The organism is Vreelandella sp. GE22 (assembly GCF_968212445.1).
Genome location: NZ_OZ309110.1, coordinates 521,907 through 535,989, shown reverse-complemented (window position 1 = coordinate 535,989; position 14,083 = coordinate 521,907). Strand labels below are relative to the sequence as shown.

Sequence of the window (14,083 nt, the reverse complement as noted above, 5' to 3'; positions counted from 1 at the left end):
AGAGCACGCGCCTAGCTACGCTTCATGCTACATACACATGCCCATAAATCAGCCGCTCGTCAAAGCCCGTTGCCTCGATCAAACGCTCGGGTTCGAGCAGTTTTATGGCGGCACGATTTTTTCGAATCAGCTTTTTCTGCTCCAGCGTGGTCATACAGCGGCTAACGTGCACGCTGGTCATTCCTAAAAGCTCACCAATGACCTCTTGAGTAATGGGAAGCGTGAAAAAGTCTGTATCGCTCGCCTGCTTGAACCGGTAGCGGGAATATACTTCGAGCAGGTAGTGGGCGACTCGCTCTTCCGCCTTGTGGTGGGTGCAGCTTCTTAACCGTGCAATGGCGATATTGTCATTGACCATGACATAAGAAATAATCGCCTTTCTTATGTCATCGTGTATTTCAAACAGTGCGTGAACCTCTTCAGCGGACACACGCTCCAGCTCGCAGTTTTGTAGCGCCACTATGGCAACATCGTTAGTGTCGAAAAAACTTTCACGCAGACCTACAATATCGCCAGGCATATAAACGTTACATATATCCTGCCCGTGATTTTTAACTGATTGGCAAATACTGACCCATCCCTTTTTAATGATAAAAAGTTTGGGCTTCCCTTCCTGTAGAAAAAACAGCTTCTGGTGGCGCTTTAGCTCGACTTTTTTGACAGCAATTCGAGTCAACAGCTCATTGGATTTCTCGCTAACAACGCCATAAAGGCTTAGCGCTTTCGCAAGCGAGATATTTTTCTCATGCTTTACAATAGTGTTTGGCGACGAAGTATAACTACTATCTTTCATCAAATCCTGTCCATCAGCGCCATACCTGCTACGCATTCTCAACACTCCATTACCGCTATGCAAAAGTTATGCTTCTAAAAGACAAAATACAGGGCGCGTACACATATATAACGGAACAACCAAATGGACGAAAAATATAGCAACACTCATAACCAAGTCTAACCCTGACCAAAGAGAATATTATTAACAAATGTTAATAAAATGCACCGACTACTCAGCCTGTATTTATAAAGTCCTTGTATCTTTCGATCGCGGCTAAATGATTAAACAAAAAGGCTTTTTTTGTCAAAGAATAAAGCACGCAAAAGTCATAACCTATGTTATTGAAAAGAAAGGATTTAATAAAAGATAAATAACTCGATTCAACCCCTAAAACATTATAAAAGGTTAATAAAAACCACATAATCCAATAATGAATTATAAAAAAACCCGGCGGCAAGCCGGGGTGGTCGTTTCAATGCCACTAGCGTTATAGGCCACTTCCAAGGCTACGTTTTAGAGCGCAGGCTCTCGCTGTCCGAACGCTCTAAAAATTCACGCGTAGTATCTTCCAGGTGTTTATTCAGCCACTGCGCCATAGCGACTTCCTCTTCGAGGATCTCATGACAAATTTGCGATATTTCCGCTTCTCCTGCCATATCCGCCGCTGCGATGAGCGCCTTATAGCAGGCGATCTCGAAATGCTCGAAAGCGTAAGAAGCAATACTGCCTTTGATCACTTCGTCCTCAGCCATCATTCCGCCAATGGCTTGGCCGAACGCCGTCATCTGCGCGCCAATATCCTTGATGGTAGACGTGTTGGCATCCAAAAGCCCAATACAGTGCTCGAGTTTTCGGGCCTGACCTTGCGTTTCATCTATATGTTGCTCGATGCGCTTTTGAAGTTCAGGGTAGCTTTCAAGCCGCCGCGCCTGAGCGCTTAGCATTTGCTCGGCCTGCTTTTCCATCGCGTGTGCATCCCGAAGCCAATCCAAAAGATGTCTGTTTTCCATGGTGCTTACTCCTCGATTAAAAAGCGTTATACGTATTAATCACTACGCATGTCTTAACAACATTCTAGTAAAAACGGTTTCCGCTCAATCGCCAGCCACTTCAGTATAAAAAAAGACTCCTCCATACCCATTGAGCGCTTATCTATCTCAACTGAGACCTTTCTATCGAATACCTTTTATAAAAATCGACAAGCATTATCAACCAACCATATTTAGAAAATTAAATTTAGAAAAGTATCCTTAGAAAAACACGCCTAGAAAAATAAGCGCCAACTTAAAGCTAAGAGCTGATAAACGACGAGATAGTTCAATAATTATCATTAAAAACTGTCAATACTCAGCAATAAGATAACCTATATTAAGATTTTTATTTTAGAATATTCCTAAACCGCTAAATAACGATTGATAAATAAAAAGAAGATACTACCTTTTAAATTGCTTCTCATCCGTAATGGAGTATTCCGATGAACGATCAACGCAGCGATCAAAAACGTGGTGACGTTAAAGAAGCCGAACGGCTCATGGAGAGAGACGTGCCCAATAGCGAGGAGGCGCCGCAAGAAGGCTCGCACACTCAAAAGCCAAAGCCTTATCGGCCTGACGAAAACGTAGATGGCCAAAAGAGCCATTCAACGTCGCCGGCACATAACACCTCCATGAAGAATGCGCCTTTTTCCGGTGCTCAGGTCGTCAAGGAGAAGAAGGCACACAAGAAAAACATTGATCAGGAGAATGACAAGGCAGCTCCCAAAAGCAGTGAATAGTCACTCGTCATCCGCCCCATCCTGAGTCAACGACCTTTGTCTCAATAAAAAAACCGCCCGAACCAGCCGTGAAGCCTGGTTCGGGCGGTGCTATTTAGACCCGAGCGTTTCTTTTAAATGAACGCCCTGGCAGTCAAGGCATTCAACCTTGCTCCGGCGACCAGCCGCCATCAGGGCCATGGGCCAAAAAGCCGGGGCGCTGCTTGGGTGCCGCAAAGGGCTCGCCGCAACGGTTATCCGGACGGTTGAAGACAAAGAACACGTTGCTGCGCGGGTCCGGCGACAGGTTCGCGTTGGAGGCGTGAAGGGTGTTGCAATCGAACAACAATAAGCCCCCTGCCTTGCCCTTGGGCGCCTCGATACCGTATTTGTCTACAAGCTCTGTCAGCGCCTCGGCGCTGGGAACGCCCACTTCCTGCGCTTTCAATGAGCTCTTGTGGTTATCCTCCGGGGTTTCACCCAAGCACGGTACGAACTCATTGTGCGAACCGGGGATCAGCATCAGCGGGCCATTGAACTCATGATTATCGGTCAGGATCAGCGAGGCACTCACGGCATGCATGTTCGGCATGCCGTCTTCCGCGTGCCAGGTTTCGAAATCCGAGTGCCAATCAAAACCTTTACCGGCAAAGCCCGGCTTGTAATTGATACGCGACTGATGCACGTAGGGGTCGTCACCGATGATCTGGCGGGCGGCGCCTGCCACGCGCTCGTCATTGGCAAGCTGGCCCAGCCGCTCAGAGAGCTTATGCACCGCAAAGAGCGAGCGGATCTCGTTACTTTCCGGCTCGGTAATACTGAATTCCCGGTTGCGGAATTCGTCTGTGTTCATAAGCTCGGTGATGTCATCGCAAAGCTCGTCGAGCTCGTCGCCGCTAATCAGGTTGGGGATAAACAAAAACCCCTTACGCTCGAACTCATCGAGCTGCGCTTTGGATAGCGGCCCGCTTAGCTCACCGCCTTTCACCACCGCATCACGGCGCGGCTGGGTGAGCGAGGCGGGCTTTTTGGAAAGACGCGTAGGATATAAATCCTGCTCTTTCACGCTTTGGGTAGAGGCCATATCGCCCATCTCGCTATACTGTTTATGAGCGGTCACAACGTTAAGAGGTGTGTTGGTGACTGTCATCTAATCCACTCCTTGTATGATTAAACTTCAGATCTAGAAGCTTTTTAAAACGTTACTAACTGTGTAATAACAAAAGTAGCCAATACAGGCAGGCTTGCAACCCTTGAAACACTAATTACTAACGCACGTTATAATGACAGCCTCAACTTCCTCATTTTCCCCAGCTTATTGATTTTGACGTCTTTTTAAAATAAATTTATTATAAAAATCAATTGCTTATAAAATTAAAATAAAAATACAATATGCTTACTCCACTAAACGACCTCCTCACATTACTAAACTATCAGGAGAAAATCGCTTAAAGCTGAACTTACTACTTGATATAAGTTAAAACAATAAATCAGCAAAACATATCAGGAGAGGCGGTCCTTTCGTATCAAAACGCCCGTGAGCCTCCCCGAATAGCGTTAAAGCCAAAAAATCAGCCGTATATTTTAAAAAATATTGATCTATATCATGGATTTTTTTAACGGCTTTTTTCTCTTCTCAAGAGTGCGGACCTAAAGCCGATACCATTGAAAGGACTGTGCGCATCTTCCCTTGCCACCTTCCTGTCAGCCTCGGTAGGCCACCTTTTTTCAGACGAGAAACCGCCATGCAAAAGGCACTACATCGTATATCCATGGGGCGTAAATTTGCCATGACCCTAGCGTTACCCTTGCTCGCCATGGCTTGGCTGGCGGTAACGGGCATTTTAGAACGTGAGGACATAGCCTCCGAAATGGGCCATCTTCAAGAAATGACAGAGCTTAGTCAGCAGGCCGGCGTTCTGGTTCACGAGCTTCAACGCGAACGAGGAATGTCAGCGGCTTTTCTAGGCAGTGAGGGCCAAAACTTTCGTGCGGAGCTGCCAGAACAGCGGCGTCAAACCGACGCGAAGTTTGAGGACTTCAACCACTATTCGAATACCCTGACTTTTACCAACGATGATACGGCAGTGAGAGCGCAAGTAGATCAGGCGAGCGCCCTGCTGAGTGAGTTGGCGTCGTATCGCCAGCGTATCGATCAGCTGGCCATTGCGGGTGAACAATCGACTGCCTACTACACGAACATCAATACCCTGTTGATCGATATCGTTAGCGCATTGACCTTTAGTGTCGAGCGTGGCGAGATCGTCCGGCAACTCAACGCCTATTACAGCCTCCTGAATATTAAGGAACTGGCCGGGATCGAGCGCGCGGTGCTGACCACCGCGTTCAGTGTCGATACCCTGCTGCCCGCCACGTACGCCAACCTGCTTTCGCTAACCGGCCGCTCTCAGGCATACGTAAGCACGTTCAACAAACTCTCCAACGCCGAGCTTCAACGCGAACTCGATGAGATACTGACAAGCCCCCTAGCCCAAACCTTGAGCGACATGCGCGGTATCGCCATAGCGCAAGGAACCGCCGGTAACTTCAATGTGGATCACCAGCAGTGGTTCGAACAGCAAACCCGTTTGATCGACCAGTTGGCCGGGGTCGGACAAAGCGCGGCCGAACAGCTGCTCGAAACCGCCAGGGGGCTTCGCGACGATGCGGTGAGCGAGCTGACGTCTTATCTGATTTTAACGCTGGCCGCCGCGGTGCTGGCCATCGTGCTTTCCATCCTGATCGTGCGCAGCATCGTAAGGCCTTTAAATGCTGCGCTTCACAACATTCAAACCCGAGGCGGCGATCTCACCCAGCGTTTGACCGTTCCCGGCAGCGATGAACTTTCAAAGCTTTACCTGGCGTTCAATGAATCGACGGCCAAAACAGAAGAACTCGTTGCCAGTATCAAACAGGGCGCACAGTCCGTCGAGGTCGCCAGTAAAGAGATCGCCAAGGGCAATGCGGATCTGGCGCAGCGCACCGAAGAACAGTCCTCCTCACTGGTGGAAACGGCGACCAGCATGGAGCAAATCACGGCAACCGTTAAGCAAAGCGCGAGCACCGCGCAACAGGCAAGCCACTCCACCCAGGACATGGCCGAGCAGGCCAACGCGGCCAACGATATCGCCGAGCGGGCCCGCCTGGCCATGGAACAAATCCACCAGGCCAACCAGCAGGTCACCGCGATCATCGAAGCGATCGACGGCATCGCCTTCCAAACCAACATTCTGGCGCTGAATGCTTCTGTGGAAGCGGCGCGGGCGGGCGAGCAGGGCCGCGGCTTCGCCGTGGTCGCAGCGGAAGTACGCAACCTGGCCAGCCGTAGCGCCGAAGAAGCCAAACGGATTCGCCAGCTCATTCACCATAACGTCGAAAGCATTCAGGAAGGCGAAAACCTGGTGACCTCGACCAGCGACACGCTCAAAACCATTGCCGAACGCGCCCAACACACCGCCGCGCTGGTCGCGGAAATCTCCGCCGCCACGGCGGAACAGTCCTCCGGGATCGAGCAGATCAATCAGGCATTGACCCAGCTGGACGAAGTCACCCAGCAAAACGCGGCGTTGGTAGAACAGGTCGCCACGGCGAGCAGTGCACTGGATGACCAGGCCAGCGACATGGCCAGTATGGTCAGCCGCTTCAAGGTAACCGGTGAACACCAGCCGCTTACATTGGCGCACTAAGGGACTGCTTTATCGGGGGCGTTCATAGCGCCTCCCTATTGCACTCCCAAGGAAAAGCAGCAACGAAAAAGGCAGCCACAGGCTGCCTTTTTCGTTGAAGCCCAGATCCGCCTGCCTCAGCAAACCGGGGAGCGGCCAACAGCACGATTGAAGCGACGCGGCTACATTCTGGCCTTACCGGCAATCACGGCCTTGAAACCCGCTTTAGTAATCGGCGCTTTCTGGGCATCCACCACGGTCCCCCCCACTCGGGTCACCGCTTTGGCGATTTTGACCAAGCGCGCTAGCTGCAGCTTGCCGGGTTTCATCACCTCGCTATTCGCGCGTATCTGAACGCTTACGCCCTTTACTATATAGGGGCTATCGACATCGTCTGGCGCCGGTAGCGGCGCAGGGGCCGCGGCGTTTTCAACCACGATGGGCGTGCGCGACGTCTCTCCCGAGACTGTATAGACCTTAGTGGCACTCTCATACTCGGCCCCTAGAGAAGCCAGTACGTTGATCAGCCGCTGATTGGTAGCGGTCGATGGGTCTTCGAAGAGCACCTGCACTCCCCAGGCGACGCCGCTATCATTCACCAGCACAGGGGCGTTTTTATCGGGTTCGCTTCCCCTATTACTGTCTTCTCCCGCCGCATTGCCAGAAGAGGCCGCCCCGGCGGGCGGGCCGCTGAGCAGCAAATACACCACGACCAGTGCGCAGGTAAAGCTAAGCCACATCGCCAGAATGGCAAAAACGAGGGTTAGGGTAACGGTGTCCATTGAGTACGGCCTTGGCTTATAAACTGAACCAACTGCTTATTATCATAGGTTAAGCCAGTAAAGCATATCAGAATAGACTTATGAGATATAACAACAATGAACGAAGGGTCTTCGGCCTATATCACAGGCGGCGCTGCTTTCCATGAGCGGGCCCTAATGGACGTTGAACGTTTTCAAATGCGCGCATACCCACAGCCCTTTGAGGTGTCTCCCCTACCGCCCACTTATTGAATATCGGTTTCTGCTTAACGCTTTGAACTACTCCAACAGAGTGAGAATAGTTTGAGGCGTTTGATTGGCTTGGGCCAGCATGGCGGTACCCGCCTGCTGGAGTATTTGAGTTTTTACCATATTGGAGGCCTCGCTCGCGTAATCGGTATCTTCAATACGTGAGCGAGCGGCCAAGAGGTTGATATTGGCATTCAGGTTATTCTCGATCACTGATCCTAGCCGGTTCTCGAAAGCCCCTAAATAGCTCCGCTTACTATCCACCATGGCAATGGCCTGATCCAACGCTGCCAGCGGGTTGGGCGGAGTGCGCAGCCGGATATCCCGATCCACCTCGGTCAAATTCACCGTGCTGTGAGGCACGCCATCGTCGGCGCCGCCGTTAGCATCCGTGACGACATTGACCGATAACGGCGCTACATTCAGAGGATGATAGATAATCACCTCCCCCGTACCGTTGATCGTTTTGATCAGCGTATCGTTACCATCGACATCGACCAAGCTTGCGACTTTAGAATTGCCGTAGCTTGAATGGCTATTAGGCAAATCGAAGTAGTAGTTCCCATCCTCACGCTGGCGAAGCACATCGCTAAAGGTGTCACCATTGGAATCCGTATAGTTAACCGTCACGTTACGCGGGTCGAGTGTAATCGTTGAGGTGCCGTCTACTTTTTCGACTCGCTCATTGAGATCAAACGTATTTACCGCCGTCGACTGCGCCTGGGCATCGACCTGTACGTCTCCATTAGGCCCCAGCGAGAAAGCGACGTTAGCTTCATGGTAGCTGTAACGGCCACCGCCATCGCTGATTTCAACAATGTACTGGCCCGATTCACTCTGCATTAGCCGCGCATTGTCATTTATAACGCTTCCGCTGGCATCGGTAATGTTCATGGCGGGCGAAGCGGAAAAATCAATTGCTGGTAACGTCGTGACTTCTTCGCTGTCGGCGAAATCATCACTTAAAAAGGCGCGGGTAGTATCCGTTTGAAAAACCAACGTCGTCTCTTCGACGCCACTTTCCGTCGTGGTCGTGGCACTAACCTCATCCACGCGATAGTAAACGGTTTCTCCGTCCAACTGGCTGCGAATATAGTAGTTATCACCTTGTTCGAGGGCACCTGCGCTGGACAAGGTTTCACCATCGCGGCTTTGAAATACGAGCTCTGCGTCGCCAATCGAGTAATTTGCCCCGTCGACTTCGATATCCGAAGCCATAAAATATGCTTGCTCAGCGGTACGCGCATTGCTTACCGCACTGGCAGTAGCCGCTCGCTGACCGGGTGCGAAATCAAGCTCGGCATCAAAGTAACTTACGCTACCGCTATCGGATGTTTGCTCGATCAAATAACGTCCATCCGACTGCAGCAGGCGTGCCGAGCCTTCCATGGTATTACCGTTGGCATCGTTGAAGGTAATGCTGGAAATTTCTTGCTCGGGCTCGTTGGATAGTGCGTCGGTATAAAGCAGCCCGGTACTCGCAACGCGTACCGTACTACTATCAGTGGCCGTCGTGTGGTTGGCCACTGGCGTGCGGGTATCGTAAAAACGCGGATTGCCGTTATTGTCTAACGTACTGATATAGTAATTCAGCCCGCCATCGGTCGCATTTTGTTGACGCAAGGTCGGCTCATTGCCCGTTACGCTGGTATAAGTGACCCGCGTTTGATTCGGGTTCTGCGGATAGAGCTCGATATCGAAGGCGCGTCCATTGAGCGTATTCCTTGGGGCAACGTCGCCGTCTATCCCCCTCACCGTAAAGTCTTCGAGCCCTAACGCCTCGACACTAAACCCCGGTGGCAAAAGGTCTATATCCAGGGTGTCGCTAGTGTTCGCACCAACCTGTAGATTGACCAGGCCTTTCTGGCCATCCAGTAGCGGTATGCCGTTGTACTGAGCGGATTCCGCCAGACGGTCGATCTCCTTGAGGTTCATATTGATTTCATTTTGAATCGAGTCGCTATCGCTCCAACTGAGCGTGCCATTCAACCCCTGGACCGTCAGCTCGCGGATACGCTGGAGCTTGTCGTTGATTTGATCAAGCGCCCCTTGAGCGGTTTGTGATAGCGACACACCGTCATTCGCGTTACGCATGGCCATGGCCCGCCCATTGATCTGGCTGGTCATACGGTTGCTGATCGCCTGACCGGCAGCGTCATCCTTGGCGCTATTGATACGCAGCCCTGATGACAAGCGCTCGAGGCTGGTCGCTAGCGATGAGTGCGATTTCTGCAGGTTTTGCTGCGAGGTTAGGGCCGTAATGTTGGTGTTGACGACGGGCATAGGCTCTTTACTCTAAAGCGTTACCATGGTTATCAGCAGAAGCGGATAAAACCTGAGTACGATTACTTAATACCTCAAACACCTAGCCGAGACGACCTTGGCAACCTGTCGATACTCGGCGAATTCCGACCGGACTTGCCGCTTGGGGCTGTGCGGGCGCATAACCATTGGCTAACCCGTTGCGCTTAATCGTGCTGCCATGAACTCCAATGGCCTTGGCGATCTGTTTCAAGCTAATGCCGATCTCAAGATAGGCAAAAATTTGGTATCGCTGGCCCTGGGTCAGTTTTCGGTATCACATGCCCTGTCTCACTTTGGACCACAAGGTAGAGGCAGAGAGGGTACCGGCGCTAGCCCTCCTACCTCTATCTTTTGATCCAAAGTGCTGCGCATATTCTATGAATTTAGGGCGCCAACAGATCCGGAATTACCCCGAAAGCACAAAGATGACGATTCTCAATCCAAAAAATAAAGCAAAGGCCAGCAAAATAAAACCTATTATCGTTTGGAAGAAACTTCCTGCTTGAACTTTCATTTCTTTTTGGCCACTGCCAGCTACCTTGGACACAAGGCATGAAACCAAAAGCGCAAAGAATGCAAATACAAAAAGCTTAATCACTTTAAACCACCTTTAATACAGCTAAACGTCATCGCTAACTTTGACTTCCTGGCCAGCATCGCTGCTAGGAGCTTCAACGAGCAATATATGCCGTTTTTCATAGCACCACTGCACAAAAAACTCTTCCCCCACCACAAACCTGACTGGCATGGGGAGCACTTTATAAACGCTGCCCGCCAACGCCTTAAAACGCCCCTCATCGTTGACAACGGCTGAGGTCAGGGGCCCGGCCGTCTGATACCAGATGCCCTGAATTCTGGGTATCATGTTGCTGAGCACGCTTTTCTTGCCCGTTTCGTCCTCTATTTCAGCCAGTTCGATACCCTCTAATGCCGTTACCCGAAGCCCTTCCTGAGCTCCAACGTCTTCTTTTTTCTTTCGATTAAAAAACCCAAACCTGGAAGGCTCAGTAGTCGCCGGTTTTCTGATTTTGCTATCAAAAACCAAAAAAGCACCTTCTTCTCTTAAAAAGACGTATTTATCCTTGGTATCGAAATAGCAAATACTACCGTTATTAATATTTTCGGATTTTTTCTCCGCGCCTTCTGATGAGACGACGGTCACACTCCCCTTGACCACCAAAATCGCCTCGACCGCTTCCTTCTTGATGTCGACGAAGCGCTCCGTGTCCACCATGCTCGCTCCTTCAGGCAGCTCCAGAGTCTCTTCACCCGCCAGCAGAGCAAGAACGTCCAGGTTTTTCATTTATCCCCCTAATAATAAAAAGGGCCGATATAGACTATCGGCCCTTTGTTACTTATCTTAAATCGATTAACCCAGCAGAGACAGTACGGACTGCGGGGTCTGGTTCGCCTGGGCCAGCATGGACGTACCTGCCTGCTGCAGGATGTTGGCACGGGTCATGTTGGACACTTCCACCGCGTAGTCGGCGTCTTCGATGCGTGAACGCGCTTCGGACAGGTTGGTGGTGGTGGTCGCCAGGTTATCGATGACCGAGTCGAAACGGTTCAGCGTGGCACCCAAAGTAGCGCGGTTTTCATCGAGCGTTCCGATGGCGCTATCCACGGAATTAATCAACGCTTGAAATTCGTCATTGCCGATTGATTCGCCTTCATCAGGGGTAAGTGCTTCGGCTGCTGCTTTTACGCTAATAGTTGCATTTGCAGGGACGTCGCCACCATCAAATACACCTAAACTCTCACTGGATGCATTAATGGTAGTGACCGTGATTGTATCGTTACCGGTAGTGCCAGCACCCACCTGAATGTTCAGGTCTGTGCCAGCACCTTCTGCAGACAAGAGACTTGTGCCGTTAAAGTTGTTGCTACCCGCAACACGGTCAATCTCGGCAATACGCTCAGTGATCTCGGTGGCGATCGCCTTACGGTCGTCAGCGGTGTTGGTATCGTTGGCGCCCTGTACCGCCAGTTCACGGATACGCTGAAGGTTGTCGTTGATTTGATCCAGACCGCCTTCCATGGTTTGTACCAGTGAGATACCGTCGCTGGCGTTACGGCTCGCCTGATCCATGCCCTTGATCTGGGCAGTCATCTTGTTGGCGATGGCCTGACCGGCCGCGTCGTCGGAAGCGCTGTTGATGCGCAGACCAGAAGAGAGACGCTCTTGCGCCTGAGCCAGCATGCCCTGAGATTTGTTCAGGTTGTTCTGGCCAATCATGGAGGTGACGTTGGTGTTGATAACGGACATGGAAGTGCTCCCTTAAAGTTTGGCTGGCCGAAGGGCCTGCTATTCGGCGCTTGTGTCGCCGTTACTATAATTAACGACCATTTAGACGATTACTTTAGAAAATAAACGACTGCGGAATGAAAAAAGTGTTTTCAAACCTCCATGAGGACGGCTCCGCCACGACATGAGAAATACGGTTGAGAACTCAATAAAACGGGGCCTTTCGGCCCCGTCATGGTGTAACGCTACCTATAGCGTGCTATTAACCCAGCAGAGACAGTACGGACTGCGGCGTCTGGTTCGCCTGCGCCAGCATGGAGGTACCGGCCTGCTGAAGAATGTTGGCACGGGTCATGTTGGACACTTCCACTGCGTAGTCAGCATCTTCGATACGTGAACGCGCTTCGGACAAGTTGGTGGTGGTGGTCGCCAAGTTGTCGATGACCGAGTCAAAGCGGTTCAGCGTGGCACCCAAGGTAGCGCGCTCTTCATCAAGTGTTCCGATGGCACTGTCTACCGAGTTAATCAAGCTTTGAAAACCCGCATTAGTGGCGCCTTCACCCGTGATGGCAGTAGCCGCTTCGCTCAGACTAGCAACCGCAACAATTCCTGCATCTGTATCTGCATCAACAGTACCTAGAGCCGTACTGGATGCATCAATTGTAGCGACCGTGATAGTGTCGTTAGTGCTAGTACCAGCACCCACCTGAATGTTTAGAGGGCCATCACCCGCACCAGACAAAAGGTTTGTGCCGTTGAAGTTGTTGCTACCCGCAACACGATCGATTTCGGCAATGCGCTCAGTGATCTCGGTGGCAATCGCGGCGCGGTCATCGGCGGTGTTGGTGTCGTTAGCGCCCTGTACGGCCAACTCACGAATACGCTGCAGGTTGTCGTTGATCTGATCTAGACCGCCTTCCATGGTTTGTACCAGTGAAATACCATCACTGGCGTTACGGCTCGCCTGATCCATACCCTTAATCTGGGCAGTCATCTTGTTGGCGATGGCCTGGCCAGCCGCGTCATCAGAGGCACTGTTAATACGCAGACCTGAAGAGAGACGCTCTTGTGCCTGTGCCAGCATGCCCTGAGATTTGTTCAGGTTGTTCTGGCCGATCATGGAAGTGACGTTGGTGTTGATAACGGACATGGATGTAACCCTCGGTATTTAGTGGCCTGGGAAGGGCCGGGAAATCGGCGCTTGCATCGCCGTTATTATAATTAACGGCCGTGGTGGCCATTCCTTTAGCTTTTTACCCAACTTTTTCTAGGAAAAATGACCTGTTTCACCCTCTAGCCGTAAAACTAATAGCCTGCACGAAAAGTCTGTGAAAAACGCCTTGGTCAGAACGTAAAACGGGGCCTTGCGGCCCCGTGCTAAACATCTTCCCCGTGTAATGGCTGAGAAGATTAGCCCAGCAGAGAGAGTACAGACTGCGGCGTTTGGTTGGCCTGGGCCAGCATGGAGGTCCCCGCCTGCTGAAGGATATTGGCGCGGGTCATGTTGGAGACTTCTTCGGCGTAGTCAGCATCTTCGATACGCGAGCGCGCTTCGGAGAGGTTGGTTTCGGTTGTGGCCAGGTTATCGATCACTGAATCGAAACGGTTAAGGGTGGCACCCAACGTGGCACGTTCCTCGTCGAGTTCTCCAATTGCACTATCCACCGAGTTGATCAAACTTTGAAAATCGCCATTACCAACGTCTTCACCAGAGATAGCGTCGGCTGCGGCACTTAAATTAGCAACCCCATCGTTCCCACCCTCGGCTGCAACTTCACCCAAGCTTTCGCTAGACGCATTAACGGTAGTTACCGTGATAGTGTCATTGCCGGTAGTACCAGCACCAACCTGAATTTGCAGATCCGTGTTGTTACCATCATCGCCACCAGACAAAAGGCTTGTACCGTTAAAGTTGTTGCTACCTGCAACGCGATCGATTTCGGCGATACGCTCGTTAATCTCGGTAGCAATCGCTTCGCGGTCTTCAGCTGTGTTGGTATCGTTGGCGCCTTGTACCGCCAGCTCACGAATACGCTGAAGATTATCGTTAACCTGGTCGAGACCGCCTTCCATGGTCTGCACCATGGAAATGCCGTCGCTCGCGTTACGGCTTGCTTGGCTCATGCCGTCGATTTGCGCGGTCATTTTGTTGGCGATGGCCTGACCAGCGGCATCGTCAGAAGCGCTGTTGATGCGCAGACCAGAGGAGAGACGTTCTTGCGCCTGAGCCAGCATGCTCTGCGAAGAGCTCAGGTTGTTCTGGCCGATCATGGAGGTGATATTCGTATTGATTACAGACATGAGTATTTTCTCCTGGAAGTATAACTGGCC

Annotated in this window: 12 protein-coding genes and 1 pseudogene; 2 read left to right on the top strand and 11 right to left on the bottom strand. The window is 51.3% G+C overall.

The window, feature by feature from the left end; translation table 11 throughout:
- Positions 1–22 precede the first annotated feature (22 nt).
- Together ACWHRL_RS02610 and ACWHRL_RS02605 are read right to left on the bottom strand one after the other, a co-directional pair.
- Positions 23–829 carry a Crp/Fnr family transcriptional regulator gene (locus ACWHRL_RS02610; protein WP_447895117.1) on the bottom strand — a complete coding sequence of 269 codons (807 nt, stop codon included), beginning with the start codon at positions 827–829 and terminating at the stop codon, positions 23–25.
- A gap of 452 nt (positions 830–1,281) precedes the next feature.
- Entirely contained in the window at positions 1,282–1,785 is a 504-nt protein-coding gene (locus tag ACWHRL_RS02605; protein ID WP_447895116.1) for a ferritin-like domain-containing protein, read from the bottom strand.
- Between the two features lie 464 nt (positions 1,786–2,249).
- On the opposite strand from ACWHRL_RS02605, the gene ACWHRL_RS02600 reads away from it, so the two are divergent.
- Positions 2,250–2,549: a hypothetical protein gene (locus tag ACWHRL_RS02600; protein WP_447895115.1), complete on the top strand. Its 300-nt coding sequence runs from the start codon at positions 2,250–2,252 to the stop codon at positions 2,547–2,549.
- Between the two features lie 142 nt (positions 2,550–2,691).
- Here ACWHRL_RS02600 and thpD read toward each other — a convergent pair whose 3' ends face one another.
- On the bottom strand, positions 2,692–3,678 hold the full coding sequence (gene thpD, locus ACWHRL_RS02595) for an ectoine hydroxylase (protein WP_447895114.1): 987 nt from the start codon (positions 3,676–3,678) through the stop codon (positions 2,692–2,694).
- Positions 3,679–4,318: 640 nt separating this feature from the next.
- Here thpD and ACWHRL_RS02590 point away from each other — a divergent pair.
- Positions 4,319–6,214, top strand: coding sequence for a methyl-accepting chemotaxis protein (locus tag ACWHRL_RS02590; RefSeq protein WP_447895113.1), 1,896 nt, complete (start codon positions 4,319–4,321; stop codon positions 6,212–6,214).
- Between the two features lie 161 nt (positions 6,215–6,375).
- Here the strand turns inward: ACWHRL_RS02590 and ACWHRL_RS02585 are convergent, their stop codons facing one another.
- From ACWHRL_RS02585 to ACWHRL_RS02550, 8 genes and pseudogenes are all read right to left on the bottom strand, one after another.
- A complete protein-coding gene (locus ACWHRL_RS02585) occupies positions 6,376–6,975 on the bottom strand; it encodes a hypothetical protein (protein WP_447895112.1) in 600 nt (199 codons plus the stop codon).
- 258 nt (positions 6,976–7,233) lie between these two features.
- On the bottom strand, positions 7,234–9,486 hold the full coding sequence (locus ACWHRL_RS02580; protein ID WP_447895111.1) for a flagellin N-terminal helical domain-containing protein: 2,253 nt from the start codon (positions 9,484–9,486) through the stop codon (positions 7,234–7,236).
- Positions 9,487–9,667: 181 nt separating this feature from the next.
- A pseudogene (locus ACWHRL_RS02575) lies at positions 9,668–9,772 on the bottom strand (helix-turn-helix domain-containing protein); the annotation flags it as partial.
- Between the two features lie 141 nt (positions 9,773–9,913).
- A complete protein-coding gene (locus tag ACWHRL_RS02570; RefSeq protein WP_447895110.1) occupies positions 9,914–10,105 on the bottom strand; it encodes a hypothetical protein in 192 nt (63 codons plus the stop codon).
- Positions 10,106–10,126: 21 nt separating this feature from the next.
- The gene (locus ACWHRL_RS02565; protein ID WP_447895109.1) at positions 10,127–10,810 is read right to left on the bottom strand and encodes a hypothetical protein; all 684 of its coding nucleotides are present in this window, start codon (positions 10,808–10,810) and stop codon (positions 10,127–10,129) included.
- 66 nt (positions 10,811–10,876) lie between these two features.
- Positions 10,877–11,773 carry a flagellin N-terminal helical domain-containing protein gene (locus ACWHRL_RS02560; protein WP_447895108.1) on the bottom strand — a complete coding sequence of 299 codons (897 nt, stop codon included), beginning with the start codon at positions 11,771–11,773 and terminating at the stop codon, positions 10,877–10,879.
- Between the two features lie 241 nt (positions 11,774–12,014).
- Entirely contained in the window at positions 12,015–12,902 is an 888-nt protein-coding gene (locus tag ACWHRL_RS02555; protein ID WP_447895107.1) for a flagellin N-terminal helical domain-containing protein, read from the bottom strand.
- Positions 12,903–13,162: 260 nt separating this feature from the next.
- Positions 13,163–14,053, bottom strand: a complete 891-nt coding sequence (locus tag ACWHRL_RS02550) for a flagellin N-terminal helical domain-containing protein (protein ID WP_447895106.1) — start codon at positions 14,051–14,053, stop codon at positions 13,163–13,165.
- Positions 14,054–14,083: the final 30 nt, after the last annotated feature.

What these genes read in the sequence shown, in the direction of transcription:
- ACWHRL_RS02550 (WP_447895106.1), bottom strand. Translation starts at nt 14,053, where the DNA reads ATGTCTGTAATCAATACGAATATCACCTCCATGATCGGCCAGAACAAC.
- ACWHRL_RS02605 (WP_447895116.1), bottom strand. Translation starts at nt 1,785, where the DNA reads ATGGAAAACAGACATCTTTTGGATTGGCTTCGGGATGCACACGCGATG.
- ACWHRL_RS02600 (WP_447895115.1), top strand. Translation starts at nt 2,250, where the DNA reads ATGAACGATCAACGCAGCGATCAAAAACGTGGTGACGTTAAAGAAGCC.
- ACWHRL_RS02555 (WP_447895107.1), bottom strand. Translation starts at nt 12,902, where the DNA reads ATGTCCGTTATCAACACCAACGTCACTTCCATGATCGGCCAGAACAAC.
- ACWHRL_RS02590 (WP_447895113.1), top strand. Translation starts at nt 4,319, where the DNA reads ATGACCCTAGCGTTACCCTTGCTCGCCATGGCTTGGCTGGCGGTAACG.
- ACWHRL_RS02565 (WP_447895109.1), bottom strand. Translation starts at nt 10,810, where the DNA reads ATGAAAAACCTGGACGTTCTTGCTCTGCTGGCGGGTGAAGAGACTCTG.
- ACWHRL_RS02560 (WP_447895108.1), bottom strand. Translation starts at nt 11,773, where the DNA reads ATGTCCGTTATCAACACCAACGTCACCTCCATGATTGGCCAGAACAAC.
- ACWHRL_RS02580 (WP_447895111.1), bottom strand. Translation starts at nt 9,486, where the DNA reads ATGCCCGTCGTCAACACCAACATTACGGCCCTAACCTCGCAGCAAAAC.
- ACWHRL_RS02585 (WP_447895112.1), bottom strand. Translation starts at nt 6,975, where the DNA reads ATGGACACCGTTACCCTAACCCTCGTTTTTGCCATTCTGGCGATGTGG.
- thpD (WP_447895114.1), bottom strand. Translation starts at nt 3,678, where the DNA reads ATGACAGTCACCAACACACCTCTTAACGTTGTGACCGCTCATAAACAG.
- ACWHRL_RS02610 (WP_447895117.1), bottom strand. Translation starts at nt 829, where the DNA reads ATGCGTAGCAGGTATGGCGCTGATGGACAGGATTTGATGAAAGATAGT.